This window comes from Protofrankia sp. CiP3 (genome assembly GCF_917627345.1).
Lineage (GTDB): Bacteria > Actinomycetota > Actinomycetes > Frankiales > Frankiaceae > Protofrankia.
This window is the reverse complement of record NZ_CAKJTM010000009.1, coordinates 51160-66060: the sequence shown is the minus strand read 5'-3', so window position 1 is coordinate 66060 and position 14901 is coordinate 51160. Positions and strand designations below refer to the sequence as shown.

Annotated in this window: 14 protein-coding genes, 1 tRNA gene and 2 pseudogenes; 11 read left to right on the top strand and 6 right to left on the bottom strand. The window is 68.5% G+C overall.

Annotated elements, in window-relative coordinates; genetic code table 11:
* Nucleotides 1–130: 130 nt before the first annotated feature.
* Nucleotides 131–331: pseudogene (locus MJ797_RS05525) on the top strand (IS5/IS1182 family transposase); the annotation flags it as partial.
* Between the two features lie 102 nt (nucleotides 332–433).
* Here MJ797_RS05525 and MJ797_RS05520 read toward each other — a convergent pair.
* A complete protein-coding gene (locus MJ797_RS05520; protein ID WP_239332486.1) occupies nucleotides 434–1084 on the bottom strand; it encodes an MBL fold metallo-hydrolase in 651 nt (216 codons plus the stop codon).
* Between the two features lie 126 nt (nucleotides 1085–1210).
* Complete coding sequence (locus MJ797_RS05515; RefSeq protein ID WP_239332484.1) at nucleotides 1211–2299, bottom strand: S-(hydroxymethyl)mycothiol dehydrogenase; 1089 nt, start codon at nucleotides 2297–2299, stop codon at nucleotides 1211–1213.
* Nucleotides 2300–2714: 415 nt separating this feature from the next.
* On the opposite strand from MJ797_RS05515, the gene MJ797_RS05510 reads away from it, so the two are divergent.
* The 9 genes from MJ797_RS05510 (at nucleotide 2715) to der (ending at nucleotide 11621) form a co-directional block, all read left to right on the top strand.
* Entirely contained in the window at nucleotides 2715–3704 is a 990-nt protein-coding gene (locus MJ797_RS05510; protein ID WP_239332482.1) for a ParA family protein, read from the top strand.
* Between the two features lie 77 nt (nucleotides 3705–3781).
* Nucleotides 3782–4471: a Zn-dependent membrane protease gene (locus tag MJ797_RS05505; protein ID WP_239332480.1), complete on the top strand. Its 690-nt coding sequence runs from the start codon at nucleotides 3782–3784 to the stop codon at nucleotides 4469–4471.
* A gap of 147 nt (nucleotides 4472–4618) precedes the next feature.
* On the top strand, nucleotides 4619–5635 hold the full coding sequence (locus MJ797_RS05500) for a ScpA family protein (RefSeq protein WP_374581496.1): 1017 nt from the start codon (nucleotides 4619–4621) through the stop codon (nucleotides 5633–5635).
* A complete protein-coding gene (locus MJ797_RS05495) occupies nucleotides 5632–6267 on the top strand; it encodes an SMC-Scp complex subunit ScpB (protein WP_239332478.1) in 636 nt (211 codons plus the stop codon). Before MJ797_RS05500 ends, MJ797_RS05495 begins: the two co-directional genes overlap by 4 nt.
* 12 nt (nucleotides 6268–6279) lie before the next feature.
* Entirely contained in the window at nucleotides 6280–7026 is a 747-nt protein-coding gene (locus MJ797_RS05490; RefSeq protein WP_239332476.1) for a pseudouridine synthase, read from the top strand.
* A 162-nt stretch (nucleotides 7027–7188) separates the two neighbouring features.
* Entirely contained in the window at nucleotides 7189–8316 is a 1128-nt protein-coding gene (locus MJ797_RS05485; protein ID WP_239332474.1) for a prephenate dehydrogenase, read from the top strand.
* Between the two features lie 254 nt (nucleotides 8317–8570).
* On the top strand, nucleotides 8571–9377 hold the full coding sequence (gene cmk, locus MJ797_RS05480; protein ID WP_239332472.1) for a (d)CMP kinase: 807 nt from the start codon (nucleotides 8571–8573) through the stop codon (nucleotides 9375–9377).
* Entirely contained in the window at nucleotides 9347–10090 is a 744-nt protein-coding gene (locus MJ797_RS05475) for a lysophospholipid acyltransferase family protein (protein ID WP_374581525.1), read from the top strand. Before cmk ends, MJ797_RS05475 begins: the two co-directional genes overlap by 31 nt.
* 127 nt (nucleotides 10091–10217) lie before the next feature.
* The gene (gene der / locus MJ797_RS05470) at nucleotides 10218–11621 is read left to right on the top strand and encodes a ribosome biogenesis GTPase Der (protein ID WP_239332470.1); all 1404 of its coding nucleotides are present in this window, start codon (nucleotides 10218–10220) and stop codon (nucleotides 11619–11621) included.
* A gap of 160 nt (nucleotides 11622–11781) precedes the next feature.
* Here the strand turns inward: der and MJ797_RS05465 are convergent.
* The 4 genes and pseudogenes from MJ797_RS05465 to MJ797_RS05450 form a co-directional block, all read right to left on the bottom strand.
* Nucleotides 11782–12168, bottom strand: a pseudogene (locus MJ797_RS05465) (type II toxin-antitoxin system VapC family toxin); the annotation flags it as partial.
* Nucleotides 12169–12185: 17 nt separating this feature from the next.
* A complete protein-coding gene (locus MJ797_RS05460) occupies nucleotides 12186–12449 on the bottom strand; it encodes a hypothetical protein (RefSeq protein ID WP_239332467.1) in 264 nt (87 codons plus the stop codon).
* A 565-nt stretch (nucleotides 12450–13014) separates the two neighbouring features.
* A tRNA-Pro gene (locus tag MJ797_RS05455) sits at nucleotides 13015–13091 on the bottom strand.
* A 342-nt stretch (nucleotides 13092–13433) separates the two neighbouring features.
* Entirely contained in the window at nucleotides 13434–14042 is a 609-nt protein-coding gene (locus MJ797_RS05450) for a hypothetical protein (protein ID WP_239332465.1), read from the bottom strand.
* Between the two features lie 79 nt (nucleotides 14043–14121).
* Between MJ797_RS05450 and MJ797_RS05445 the strand changes: the two genes are divergently transcribed.
* Nucleotides 14122–14787, top strand: a complete 666-nt coding sequence (locus MJ797_RS05445; protein ID WP_239332463.1) for a class F sortase — start codon at nucleotides 14122–14124, stop codon at nucleotides 14785–14787.
* Nucleotides 14788–14901 lie beyond the last annotated feature (114 nt).

Genomic DNA, 14901 nt, shown 5'->3' with positions numbered 1-14901 from the left:
CCCCTATTGCCGGGCGCTCTTACCTGAACAGCGCCCGGCAGCAGGGGCCTGACCGACAGATCAACCTGCGGGCAGGCGTGGAACCCGGCAATCATTAATTCATCACAATCCGCGAGCGCAGGAGGATCCCCTGCCTATCGTCCTATCATTTCTGATCGAGCCGATCTGGACCGAGTTCGAGGCCCTGCCGATCGAGCACACCGGCGGGCCGTGGCCCGCGTTCGACCCTTCCCACCCGCTGGGCTGCCACCGCCGCCGTATCCCCGACCGGGTTGTCTTCGACCACGTGGTGGAGGCGATGGTGCACGGCTCGGGGTACGAGCGCATCGCCGTATCGTTCATGATCGGTGCGTGTTTGTTGTTCGGTACGCTTTTCGGCCGGATAACCGTACGCAGCGACAAACATGCGCCGATCTTCGTTCTTTTGCCGGTTTCAGTGACCGCGCAGGATCCACTGGTCGTAGTCAAGCGCCTCGGTGCCGATCGTGGTGTCATCACCGTGGCCGGTGTGCACCACGGTCTCTGGTGGCAGCGTCAGCAGCCGGCCTCTGATCGAGTCCAGGATGGTCGGAAAGTCGGAGAACGACCGGCCGGTCGCCCCCGGGCCGCCACGGAAAAGGGTGTCGCCGCTGAACAGAACCGGTTCCCCACCGATCACCCCGTACAGGCACACCCCGCCCGGGGAGTGCCCCGGAGTGTGCATGACGTGTAGCCAGCCGCCGCCGGCGATCGGGAGCCGCTGGCCGTCGGAGAGCTCGAGGTCAGGCCGGCGGTCCGGATAGACCGCCTGCCACAGCATCAGATCCGCCGGGCACAGGGCGATCGGAGCCTGTACCCGGGCGGCCAGCTCCACCGCCGCGTTGATGTGGTCGTTGTGCCCGTGTGTCGCGACGATCACTGACACGTGCCGGCCGTCGATCGCGGCGAGGATCACTGAAGGGTCGTGCGCGGCATCGATGACCAGCACCTCGGTGTCGTCCCCGAGCAGCCAGATGTTGTTGTCAACCGTGAAGCTCTGGCCGTCGATCAGGAAGTCCCCGCGGGTGATGATCCGATCGACCCGTACCCCGCCGTTTCTCGCCACACGTTCTCCGTCCCCGTCGCTGAGCGGCTGACCGCCGGGTAGCTGACTGTCGTCGCGCTGGCCGCGTGAACGCCCAGCCGCTCACGGGCCGGACCGGCCCATTCCGGTACTGACCGTACATCTCGATCAGAGCGTAACGACACTGCGCAGTACATCGCCACGCCGCATGCGGGTAAAGGCGTCCTCGACGTCGCCGAGACCTATGGTCTCGGTCACGAACCGGTCGAGGTCGAGCCGGCCGGCTCGATACAGATCGATCAGGATGGGGAAGTCCCGGCTGGGCAGACAGTCGCCGTACCAGGACGTTTTCAGCGAGCCACCGCGACTGAATATCTCGATCATGGGTAGTTCAAGGGACATGGCCGGCTCGGGGACACCGACGAGGACGAGCCGGCCGGCGAGGTCCCGGGCGAAGAACGCCTGGCGGTAGGTCTCCGGCCGGCCGACCGCCTCGATGACCACGTCGGCGCCGTTACCGTCAGTCAACGCTCGGATCGCCTCCACGGGATCGAGGCCGCGTGCGTCGATGGTGTGGGTCGCACCGAACCCGCGGGCCCACTCCAGCTTGCGCGGGTCGATGTCCACCGCGACGATCCGTCGCGCACCGGCGATGGCCGCGCCCGCGATGGCCGCGTCCCCGACACCTCCGCAGCCGAAGACCGCGACGGTTTCCCCCCGGGTGATCTCGCCGGTGTTGACCGCCGCGCCGAACCCGGCCATCACCCCACAGCCGATCAGCCCGGCCACCTCCGGGCGCGCCACTGGATCGATCTTCACGCACTGGGCGGCGGCCACCAGGGTCGCTTCGGCGAAGGCACCGATACCCAGCGCCGGCGACAGCGGCGTCCCGTCCACCAGCGTCATGGGCTGGGCGGCATTGCGGGAGTCGAAGCAGTACCACGGGCGGCCCCGCAGGCAGGACCGGCAGGCCCCGCAGGGCGCCCGCCAAGCGATCACGACGTAGTCGCCGGCCGTGACCGAGGTGACCCCATCGCCCACGGCATCGACGACTCCGGCGGCCTCGTGACCGAGCAGGAAGGGATAATCGTCGCTGACAGCGCCCTCGCGGTAGTGCAGATCGGTGTGACAGATACCGCATGCCTGGACGCGCACCCGCGCCTCACCCGGCCCGGGATCGGGAACGATGATCTCGGTCAGGGCAACGGGAGCGCCCTTTGCCAGGGAGACCACACCAGGAACTGTTACCCAACCCATCGCGGCGCTCCCGTCATCGTCGACCGTCAGGCACGTTCGGCCAGACACCGGGTGTGGCGGTCCGGTAGCCGCGGCGGTCCGGTAGCGTTTGCCAGCAGCCGAATCGCTCCGGGCCTCAGCATGGCCGGAAAACGGTGTGATCGTAGCTTGTCCTGCGCCGTCGGGTGTCCCAGGCAGCCAGGTCGCGGACGGGTGTGGGGCGGGCACGGGCCTGAACTCGCCCGCGATGCCCGGCGCTCGCCGCGCCGACGTGACCTACCCGGCGTCATGGGTCACCTCAAGTATCGGTACGCTCCTGACGGTCCGCTTCTGCTCTTCGTGCACGGATCCGCAAATATCTCCTGTGGCCTGAGGGTGCGCCGAGGATGAACGATCGCGCGCCCTCAGGCTGACCAGAAGGAGCAGGTCCCTTGACATGACCGCCGACGCCTCGCCGATGCCGGCCCAGGTACGCCCCCCCTACGGGGGGGTGACCGTCGGGGATCCGGCCCTGTCTGCCGATGGGCGGCTCGACGGTGCCGACGTCGTGCACAGCTCAGGTGGGGCAGGCGAGCTGGGTCCCACGGGACGTCCGTTGCCGGCCTTTCCCAAGCCTCCTCCGGTGGTCACTCACGGTGCCGCCTGGGTGGTCGCCATGTGCAACCAGAAGGGCGGCGTCGGTAAGACGACCAGCACGATCAATCTCGGCGCGGCGCTCGCCGAGTACGGCCGCCGGACCCTGCTGGTCGACTTCGACCCGCAGGGGGCGCTGTCGGTCGGCCTCGGAATCAACCCGATGGTGCTGGAACGCACCGTCCACGATCTCCTCGTGGGTGGCGAAGCCGAGATGGGCGAGGTGATAGTCCCCACTCAGGTTGATGGCCTGGATCTGCTCCCCAGTAATATCGATCTGTCGGCCGCGGAGATGTTGCTGGTCACCGAGGTTGGTCGTGAGCACACGCTCGCGCGCGCGCTGGCGTCGGTCCGCTCCGAATACGATGTGATCCTTATTGACTGCCAGCCGTCGCTCGGTCTGCTGACCGTGAACGCGCTGACCGCGGCCGACGCGGTCATCGTGCCGCTGGAGTGCGAGTACTTCGCCCTCCGCGGTGTCGCCCTGCTGCTGGACACCATCGACAAGGTGCGTGACCGGCTGAATCCACGCCTGGAGCTCGCGGGCATCCTCGCCACAATGTACGACGCCCGCACGCTGCACGCCCGAGAGGTGCTGGCGAGGGTCGTCGAACGGTTCCCGGACGAGGTCTTTCACACGGTGATCAGCCGTACCGTGCGCTTCCCGGAAACCACCGTCGCCGGTGAGCCGATCACGACCTACGCGCCCACATCGGTTGGAGCGGACGGATACCGGCGGCTGGCCCGCGAGCTGATCGCCAGGCATACGGCGCCGCCGGTGGCACAGCGCTAGGGATATGCCCTGGGGATATACCCTGGCACCACGTGGCCGTAGCTTGTTCGGGAAGCGGATGAGGGACCTGTAGAGGCGTGCTGTTCCACTTGGCCGAACCCGCGGCGCTTCTGGGGATCGTTCTTGCGCTCCTCATCGGGATCTACGCACATGACGCGGCGCAGGTCGTGGTCGCGAGGTTGCTCCAGGACCCCGGGCCGATGCGGTCCGGCCGGCTGACGGCGTCGGTGAAACACCGGGTCAGCCCTTTCAGCGCGGTGGCCATGATTATCGCCGGTGTCGGCTGGAGCGAGCCGATAGCCATGAACGACGTACGTCGCGGGCGACGGTTCCACGTCGCGGCGGCGCTGCTGGCCGGGCCGCTGGCCTATCTGCTGCTCACCTTGGGCGCACTCGTCGGTTTCACGTTCGTTTCCCAGCCGCTTGTCGTCATCGAGGGCAGCCGGATCGTGGAGCTCGCCGGTGTGGGCGACTTCCTCGGGAAACTGGTGCTGTGGCTGGCGGTCACATTCGCGTCGCTGTTCATTGTGAGCCTCATCCCGATCCCGCCCGCCGACGGTGGGCGGGTGCTGTTCGGGCTCGGCCCGCAGTCACCGAGCTGGCACAGGGCCGAGTACCAGCTCCGTGAGAACAATGTCGGCATCCTCATCCTGCTGGCGCTCATCCTGCTGCCGAAGTTGTTCCCCGGTTTTCCTTCGGTCGTTGACCAGTTGGTTCCTCCGTTGCTCGACGGCCTGGGCGGCATTATCAACCTCCGTCTTCGTTGACGCGTTGCGCCGGCCTCGTGCGTCGCTGGCTGATCGAACGGGTGTGTGGTGCTGCCGGTCGGGCCGGCTGGCCGGTGCGGCTGCCTGAGCCGGCGGTAGCGTCCAGGCATGGCGCGGACCAGAACATCCCCTCATCGGGATGCGCCCATGGATGCGTCTGTGGATGTGTCCGTGGCTGCCGGGATGGCCGAGCCCATGGCGCCCGCCGAGCCCGTGGCCCCGACCGGACGGGGCCACGGCGGTAGTGCCTTCGTGGTCGAACTCGCGAACTTCAGCGGTCCTTTCGATCTGCTGCTTTCCTTGATCGCTAAGCATAAGATGGACGTGACCGAGGTTGCGCTTTCCCAGGTCACCGATGAGTTCGTGGCGCACATCCGCCGCCTGGGCGCGGGCTTCGACCTCGGGCAGGCCACCGAGTTTCTGGTGATCGCGGCAACCCTCCTGGATCTCAAGGCGGCCAGGCTGCTGCCCGGGGCGATCTCTGAGGACGAGGCGGAGAACCTTGCCCTGCTCGAGGCCAGAGACCTGCTGTTCGCCCGGCTGTTGCAGTACAAGGCGTACAAGGAGGCATCGGCCCTCTTCACCGGGCTGATGACGCTGGAGGCCCGGCATCTGCCCCGGGCTGTCGCGCTGGAACCCCGGTACGCGCAGGCGCTGCCAGAGGTACAGATCGGCATCGGGCCGGCCGAACTCGCCCGCCTCGCGGCCAGACTGCGAGAACCGCCGTTGCCTCCGCAGGTCGCGACCGATCACGTCCACCTGCCGCGGATCAACATCCGCGAGCATATGCTTGCGGTGATCGAAAAATTGCGAGAGGTGGGCAGCGCATCCTTCGGGCTGCTGTGTGCCGGCTGCCAGCAGACGATCGAGGTGGTCGCGCGTTTCCTCGCCCTGCTCGAGCTCTTCCGGGAGGGACGGATCGCGTTTGCGCAGGAGGTGCCGCTGGGGGAGCTGATCGTCCGGTGGGTGGCCGACGCCGGACCCGACGAGCTGGGGCGGGCGTCCGGCGGCTCCGGTGGCGGTCGCGTCGCCGACCACCTCGCCGGGAGCGGAGCCGCCGGCACCGCGGCTGGCACCGAGGCGACCGGCCCGGCCACGGCTGACCTGGATGCGGCTGACCTGAACACCGGCCAGCGTAGGAAGCGAGGAACACGACAACGATGACAGCGGATGTCCATCCGGCTGCCGAGCACGAAACCGCGGAGCGCCAGGGGCCGTTGCTGGCCGAGCCGAGCGGAGCCGAGGCGGTGGCACGCCCGCCGCTGCCCGCGCTCGTCGAGGCGATCCTGATGGTCGCGGAGAACCCGGTCCCGGTTACGGAGATCGCCGTGAGCCTCGACGTCCCCCACGCGGAGGTCGAGCGTGTCATTGCCGGGCTGGCCCGCGGTTACGTCGAGCAGGGCCGGGGCTTCAGCCTCCGTGACGTCGGTGGCGGCTGGCGTTTCTACACCAGCGATGAGTGCGCGCCCTGGGTCGAACGGTTCGTGCTCGCCGGGCAGAGCCCGAAACTGTCCCAGGCGGCGCTGGAGACGCTGGCGATCGTCGCCTACCAGCAGCCGGTGAGCCGTGGGCGGATCTCCGCGGTGCGGGGTGTGTCCGCCGACGGTGTGATCCGTACGCTGACCACCCGCCGGCTCGTGGAGGAGGCGGGCAGCGACCCGGAGAGCGGGGCGACGCTCTACCGGACGACTGCCTACTTCCTGGAACGGATGGGTCTGCGCCACCTCGACGAGCTGCCTCCGCTCGCCCCGCTGCTGCCCGGCATCGCCGACGTGGATGACATTGTCGGCTCATGACATTCTGGGCTCATGACAACCGGTGACGTGAATACCGAGGGCGTCCGGCTGCAGAAGGTTCTCGCGGCGGCGGGGCTCGGGTCCCGGCGGCACAGCGAGGAGCTGATCGCCGCGGGCCGCGTGCGGGTCGACGGCCGGGTCGTCGAGGCGCAGGGCCTTCGGGTCGACCCGCAGACCGCGGTCATCGAGGTCGACGGCGCACGGGTCGTGACCAAGGCGGGCCTGGTGCACCTCGCGTTGAACAAGCCGGTCGGGGTGCTGTCGGCGATGTCGGACGACCGGGGCCGACCGACCGTCGCGGACCTGCTGACAGACCACGCCTCCGGCCTGTTCCACGTCGGGCGGCTCGACGCCGACAGCGAGGGCCTGCTGCTGGTCACCAACGACGGGGAGCTGGCACATCGGCTGGCGCATCCGTCGTTCGGTGTCGCCAAGACCTACCTGGTCGAGGTGAGCGGGCCGGTCGGTCGGGACGTGCCGCGCCGGCTGCGGGCGGGGGTCACCCTCACGGACGGGATGGTAACCGTGGACGCCGTGCGGATCGTGAGCTCGGCCGGGTCACGGGTCATGCTTGAGATCACGTTGCACGAGGGGCGCAAGCACGTCGTGCGTCGCCTGATGGACGCCGTGGGCCACCCGGTGCGCCGGCTTGTGCGGACCCGGATCGGGCCGGTGTATCTCGGCTCGCTGCGGGCCGGCCGTACCCGGCGCCTTTCCCAGGCGGAGATCGGCGCGCTTTACCACGAGGTCGCGCTGTGACGCGGATGTCGCCATGATTGCCGTCACAATCAGTTCCGTGGAGGCCGGGAACGCCTGCCGTGTCTCCCGTGCCCGGCTGGCCGGTGGCGCGTGTTTGCGCAAGCCGGCTGTCCGGCTCCCTGGCCGAAGGACGACTTCCGGAACACACCGTAGGGTGGCGCGGTGACTGTCGCGCCCGCCACACCGGGATTCCCGCCCCCCGGACCGCCGCCGGGCCGGGTCGGTGTGGTGGGGGCCGGCCTGATCGGCACCAGTATCGGGCTGGCGCTGGGCGTCCACGGCATCGAGGTCCTGCTGGCCGATATCGATCCTGAACAGATCAAGATCGCCGAGGCCATGGGTGCCGGTCAGCCATGGCACGGTGAGCCCGTGGGGCATGCGGTCATCGCGGTTCCTCCGCACGCTGTCGCCGGTGAGCTACGGAAGGTGCAGCGGGCGGGGCTCGCCGAGACGGTCAGTGATGTCGCGAGCGTGAAGGCCCGGCCGATCGTCGAGGCCGTCCAGGCTGGATGCGATCTGTCGATGTGGTGCCCCGCGCACCCGATCGCCGGGCGTGAGCGCGGCGGCGCGGCCTCGGCCCGCGCTGACCTGTTCGCCGAGCGAGCCTGGGTCGTCTGCCCGGTGCCGCACACCTCACCTGCCGCCTTGGCCGCCACGATCGCGATCGCGCGGGCGTGCGGTGCCACCCCGGTGCGCGCGACGCCCGACCGTCATGACACGGCGATGGCTGTCCTGTCCCACCTGCCGCAGGTGGTCGCGAGCCTGCTGGCCGCCGCTACCCCCGACCTCGACGCGGGCGAGCTGGCTCTTGCGGGCCAGGGGTTCCGAGACGCCACCCGCCTGGCCGACAGCGATCCCAGCCTGTGGTCGTCGATTCTGGAGGGCAACCGCGGGCCCGTCGCTGTCCGGGCCAGGCTGCTCAGCGAAAAGCTCGCCAGGTTGGCCGAGGTGCTCGACCGGGGCGGTGAACAGGAGGTTATCGAGGTTGTCCGCGGGCTCATGGCGGCTGGCAACACCGGTCGGGCGCTTTTGCCGCGCAAGGCCAGCGCGGCGATGCGGCCGTTGGCCTGGGCCTGGGTCGGAGTGGTGCTTGCGGACCGGCCCGGTCAGCTAGGCGAGCTGTTTGCGACGATCGGCGGCTGGGAGATCAATATTGAGGATATCGCCGCGTTTGAGCACAATCTCGACGCTCCGGCCGGCATTGTGGAGATCGCTGTTTCGCCCGATATCGTGGGTACGCTGCTGGATCGGCTTGCCGTCGCCGGCTGGACCGCCTATCGCAGGTCGTGAACGCCATCCTTCGTGGGTGGGCGGCCCCGAGTAGCCTGATCCGGGCTGGCCACATCGGCGTTGACCTGGCCGGCGGCTTGGGTGACGACCTGGGCCGGCCGGGTCGGTTTCACCGCGTCGGTTGCTGACGGTTTTCTGATGTAGTCGGGTTACTGTGTGTACGCGGATTCCGCGTATGCGCGGTTTTCGTGTGTGCACGGTTCCCACGTGCGCACGGTCTTGTGCGTAATTGTCGCGTCTGGACGGAGGAAGCGGTGGAGCAGGACCGCGGTTCCCGTGAGTCAGTGGGCGTAACGGCCACTGACGATCAGGAAGTGTCCACAGGCGGCGAAGGCCGCTGCACCGGGCACGGTCAGGTATTGACGTCCGAGGGATTGTCCGAGGGATTGGTCGTAGCCGTCGACGGGCCGGGAGGCTCCGGCAAGAGCACCGTCGCCAGGGAGATCGCCCGACGGCTGGGCCTGCGCTATCTCGACACCGGCGCGATGTACCGGGCGGTGACACAGGTCGCCCTGGAGAGCAGGATCGACCTTGAAGATCACAGCGCTGTGGGGGAACTGGCCGAACGGGTGGTGCTGGCTGTCGGTACCAGTCCGGACAGTCCCACGATCGCGGTGAACGGCGAAGCCGTGGAGGACAAGATCCGGAGCAGGGCGGTCACGAACGCGGTGAGCGCGGTTGCCGCGGTACCGGCCGTCCGGCGTCTTCTCGTCGCTCGCCAGCGGCAGATCATCGCGGCGTCCCCGACGGGCATCGTGGTGGAAGGCCGTGACATAGGTTCGGTCGTCGCTCCGCAGGCTCCGGTCAAGGTCTTCCTGACGGCCTCGACCGAGGTCCGGGCGTTGCGGCGGTCGCATCAGCTCGGGGAGAAGGGCATCGACGACGTGGCCCGTACCCTCGCTGAGCTCGATCGCCGGGATGTGCTGGACTCGACGCGTGCCGCGGATCCGCTGGCTGTCCCCGAGGATGCGATCATGCTCGACTCGACCAGCCTGTCCATTGAGGCTGTCGTGGACGAGGTTCTGCTGCACTGCGAACGGGTAACGGCCGACGCGTCATGACCGCCGAAAGCCCCGACGCCACGGAAGCGGGCGCCGGGCAGCCTCCGGCGCGCGTGCCGCGGCGCGGGGCGGCGTCCAGGCCCTACCGCGGCGTCGTGCACAGGGTGCTCAAGCCACCGGTGCGGTTTGTCCTGAACCAGATCGTCATGCGGGTGACCCTCCAGGGACTTGAGCACGTGCCGGCGACCGGCCCGGTGATCTTTGCGGGAAACCACAGCAGTCTGCTGGACGGCCCGCTGGTCGTCATCGAATCACCACGTACGGTGCGCTGTCTGGTGAAGTCCGAAATGTACGGCGGCATACTTGGTATGCTGTTGACCATTGCCGGCCAGATCCCGGTCGACCGTGGCCGGCCGGATCGGGCCGCCCTGCACACCGCGCTTGACGAGTTGGGGCGCGGCGGAGTCATCGGGGTGTTTCCGGAGGGCACCCGGGGGACGGGTGAGCTGGAGACAGTACAGCACGGTATCGCCTATCTTGCTGTTCACGGACGGTGCCCGGTGTTGCCGGTCGCATGTATCGACACCGCTCGGGCACTGCCGAAGGGTGCCCGGTGGCCCAGGCGTTCCGTGCCCACCCGGGTGGTGTTCGGGCGTCCGTTCGACGTGGTGGTTCCGGCGAACCCGCGATCGCGCCGAGCGTTGGCGGCCGTGGCGGAGGACATCCGGTTGCGGATCGCCGACCATCTCGTGCGGGCTCGCCTGCCCAGCTGATCGTGACGTGGTCGGCTCCTGTGCCGAGGCCGCCGGGAAGTCGCCCCGGGCAGCCACCGCGGGGGGCTGTCACCGGCATGACCGGGCGGCTGTGGTCACGGCGATACCGGAGCGACGACGAACAGACATGACAAACAGAGACGAGGACGCTGTGGGTGTGGCTTCGCAGCTACCGCAGGACGAGGCCGAGCACCCGCTCGGTGGCACCGAGCGGCAGCCCGTGCTGGCGATTGTCGGCCGCCCCAACGTCGGCAAGTCGACGCTGGTGAACCGGATCCTGGGCCGGCGGGCCGCGGTCGTCGAAGACGTCCCGGGCGTGACCCGCGACCGGGTCGCCTATGACGCGACCTGGAGTGGGCGACGTTTCGTCGTCGTCGACACCGGGGGTTGGGAGCCGGACGCGCGTGGGCTTGCCGCCCGCGTCGCCGAGCAGGCGCGCGTCGCCCTGGACACAGCCGACGCGGTGCTGTTCGTGGTCGACACCACGGTGGGCGCAACCGATGCGGATGAAGCTGTCGCGCGCGTGCTGCAGCGTTCGGGGCTGCCCGTCGTCCTCGCGGCGAACAAGGTCGACGACGTCCGGACGGAAGCGGACGCGGCCGCGCTGTGGAGCCTCGGGCTCGGCGAGCCGCATCCTGTCTCATCCCTGCACGGCCGTGGCAGCGGCGATCTGCTCGACGCCGTGCTCGCGGCTCTCCCCGCGGCCCCACGGGAGCGCTTCGAGGAGGTGACCGGCCCACGGCGGGTAGCGCTGCTGGGCCGGCCGAACGTGGGGAAGTCCAGCCTGCTCAACCGGCTCGCCGGGACGGAGCGCTCCCTGGTGCACGAGGTCGCCGGTACCACCCGCGATCCAGTCGACGAGCTGGTGACCGTCGGGGGCGAGGTGTGGAAGTTCGTGGACACCGCCGGTCTGCGGCGCCGGGTACGGGAGGCGACCGGAGCGGAGTACTACTCCTCGCTGCGCACCGCGGCGGCGCTGGAAGCCGCTGAGGTCGCGATCGTCCTGCTGGATGCCGGCGAGCCACTGACCGAGCAGGATCAACGGGTGATCACCATGGTGGTCGACACCGGGCGGGCGCTGGTGCTGGCGTTCAACAAGTGGGACCTGCTTGACGAGGACCGTCGCCTCACTCTGGAACGTGAGATCATCCGAGACCTCGGCCGGGTTGCCTGGGCGCCGAGGGTGAACGTGTCGGCGATGACCGGCCGCGCGGTCGACCGGCTCGCGCCAGCCCTGCGGTCCGCCCTGGAGTCATGGGGGACGCGTATCTCCACCGGCCGGCTCAACACCTGGCTCGGCGAGGTCGTGGCGGCCACCCCGCCGCCGTCGAGGGGCGGGCGGCTGCCCCGGGTGCTGTTCGCGACGCAGGCCGGTGTGCGGCCGCCCCGGTTCGTCATCTTCTCGACGGGATTCCTGGAACCGGCTTACCGTCGTTTCCTGGAGCGGCGGCTGCGCGAGGACTTCGGTTTCGCCGGAACTCCGATCGAGATCTCTATCCGGGTGCGCGAGCGAGGCGAGAAGCGCCAGTGACGAGCAGCACGCCGACGGGTCGGCTCAAAGCAGACCGACCGGCAACAGGTGCGTAGATCAGGGAGCGGGGTGGGGTGTGTGCCCCAGCCCCGCGACGCCGCGTCCCTATTGCCGCGGGCGCTCTAAATCCTCCGGTTGGAGCCGCGCCTTTCAGCGCGGGTCAGGGTAGGAGCGTCAGCGCTCGGTGTGTCTTGACGATGGTGAAGTGGCGCCGGTCGACAGTGGCGACTTCGTCGACGCCGAGGCGTTCCGCACACGCGATCACGGATGCGTCCACGGTGCCGAGGGGCAGGCTGCGGTAGCGGTTGACGAGGTCAGCGATGCGTAGCCAGTCGGTTGGGTGGACAGGTTCGACGTCGAACGCGCCGGAGGCCAAGTCCGCGATGAATCGAAGCTCAGCGTGCGTGCCGAGGCGGGTGTCGAGCAGGTAGACAACTTCGGTCACCACCAGGGTCGGCACGATCAGAGGACCGGGGTGGGTTTCCAACAGCTCGGCGCACGCCTCGTGGTGTTGGTCGTCGGCGTCGACATAGGCGTAGAGCGGGCCTGCGTCGACGACGAGAGCTACGGCGGCACCTCGCTGGCGAGGATCTCCTCGATCCGCTCGGAGATGTCGTGTCGCCCGCTGCGGCCAGCGGCGCGGGCGCCGAGAACACGCCGTCCGTGGGCCGCCTCGCCGCCGCGTTCGAGCAGTTCGGCCAAGCCCGCCGGGACGATCGCGGCCAGCCGCCGGCCTCGTTCGGTCAGGTAGACAACCTGCCCGGACGAGGCGGCCTCGCGGGCCACAGCGGCAAGCTGCTCGCCGTCCGGGAGCGGCATCTCGGTCATGGCAACATCGTAGCGGCATGTTGTGGGCTACCTTCGGCCGCGAGCCGTCATCGCTCTGCGTAGCGGGGATCGGACAGCCCACCCGCCGGCCTCGGTCGGCGGCAGGTGCCCGGAAGGAACCCTCCAGCCATCGCCGCGCTTCTGGAGGCCGAGCGCATCGCGCCCAAGCAGATCCGAGAGCACCCAAAAGTCCGGATCCTGGTCCGAGACCTCCTCCAGGACCCTGGATGGCGCTCTGACCAGGAGCTCCGTGCGTTGGCGGACCGATGCGGGGAGCAGCCTAGGCGACCCGCACAGAAATTGCTAGACCGTATTTACGTTACGGCCCGTACTTCAAGTGCGGGTTGGCGGCGCCACCTGAGCCACCTGGGCAGCCCTGACGAATAGCCTGCAACCGATCTTCCTCAACGACGACGCCGGAGTGCTGCTGAGCAGGCACCTGGGCGCCGCTCGGTCCCCAAATGGTCCCCAAATCCGATCAGCCTGACCCTGGACGGGAACAAGAAGATCCATAAAAAGTGGCCGCTGACCTGGGCTTTTGCCTTGTCGGCGGCCACTTTGATACTGGTCGGGACGACAGGATTCGAACCTGCGACCCCCAGACCCCCAGTCTGGTGCGCTACCAAGCTGCGCCACGTCCCGTACGCGCCCTACGTTACCCCATGGCTGAAGCAGGCTTGGGCCCTGGGTGACGCGGTCGGGACTCGCACCGCGTCACCCAGGGCTCCGGCGAACCTGGGCCTGGGGCTGGGGCCGTGTCCGGTGTTGGCTGCCGGCTGGGAGAGGCTGCCGGCCGCCCGGATGCTCTTGTTGTCCGGACGGCCAGCGGTTCGGGTGGCCGCGGGGAAACTTCGGCGGCGGCGCCCCCCGGACTCGTCTTCCCTGGAGCCTGCGGCGCGCGGAGGGAGTTACGGTCGCGCGCTCGTCGGCCCAACCGCGGTCTGGATGCGCCCGCTGAGATCCAGGCGCATCCAGACCCGTTGGTCACTGCGTCGCGCGATTCCTGCGACGAGCGGTGAGGCCCGCGCCGAGCATCGCGGCACCGAGCCCCGCACCGGCGACCGGAGTGATCGGGAACGACGGCGCGGTGCCGCCGCCACCGGCGTCGACGCCATGCGACGGCGCGGGGTAGGACTTGGCCTCCGACCAGGACCTGTCGTCCTTCTTGGCGCCTTCCCAGGACTTGTCGTCCTTCTTGCTGTCCCACTTGTAGTCGTGGGGAGCGCCGTACGACGGCGCGCTGGCAGCCGTCGGCGCCGTGGTGGTGCTGGCAGCCGCTGTTGGCGTGGGGGCTGCGGTGGTGCTGGCCGCTGTCGGCGCCGTGATCGTACCGCCCCATGCTGGCGCCGTGGTGCTGGCGGCGGCCGTTGGCGTGGGGGCTGTGGTGGTGCTGGCAGCCGTCGGTGTCGCGCTGGCGCTGGCGCTGGCCGTCGCAGTCGGGCTGTCCGGCGCATCGATCGTCCAGCTGTGGTGCGAGTCCGAGTCCCACGAGTCGTCATTCGCAAACGCGGATACGGGGTTAATGCCAACAAAGAATGCGGTGGCTGCCGATATTGCCAGCATCACCACACCCCGGCCAATTCTGTGCGTCATGACCTTCCTCTTCTCTCATGCGGTAGCGGTACTGTTACCGCGGGCAACACAGTAGCCATTTGATGTCTGGGGGAACGGCATGGGACGCGATATTGCCGGGAGGAAGCCGAAAGTCCTCTTGTCGGCACGGTGGCTGATTCTGCTTGGACTCATCCTGATTGGAGTGAGCGGCCAGAGGCTTGTTTCGCAGGAATTCGGGAAGGACATTGGAATTCCTGCGACGACTGTCCCAACAGGCGTCGTTGCCACGGATAAACCACCAGCTGGTACGTCTGCGGCGGTGTCCGCTCCGGCGCGTACGGCTGATAGCCGGCCGCTCTTCCTGAATATTCCCGCACTGGGCACGGCGGCGGCCGTCGGGCCGGTTGGGCTCAACTCGGACGGAACGCTCCAGGTGCCGACGTCCTGGGGTGAAATCGGCTGGTACGAATATGGCCCGCGTCCAGGTGACGTCGGTGCGGCCGTCCTCGTCGGACATTACGACTCAACAACCGGGCCAGCTGTTTTCTACCGCCTTGAGAAGATCAAACAAAATGACTTGGTGGAGATAAAAAGGGCCGACGGAACGGTTGTGCGATTTGTGGTGGACCGCATCCAGGAGGTCTCGAAGAGTGCCTTCCCGGCGGCGGACGTCTACGGCACGGTTGATCGTCCTGAACTACGCCTCATCACCTGTGGCGGTGATTTCAACAGGAAAACCCACCACTATCTGGATAACGTGATCGTTTTTGCGCATGCTGTTTGATGAGGTGTCGTCGGCCGGACTCCCCGCTGCGCGCTCGTCCGTCGGTGGCCGCCGGTATTGAGGCCGAACGCCTTCACCGGGACCGGCGTCCACCACGCTTCTTAGAGCGACCGG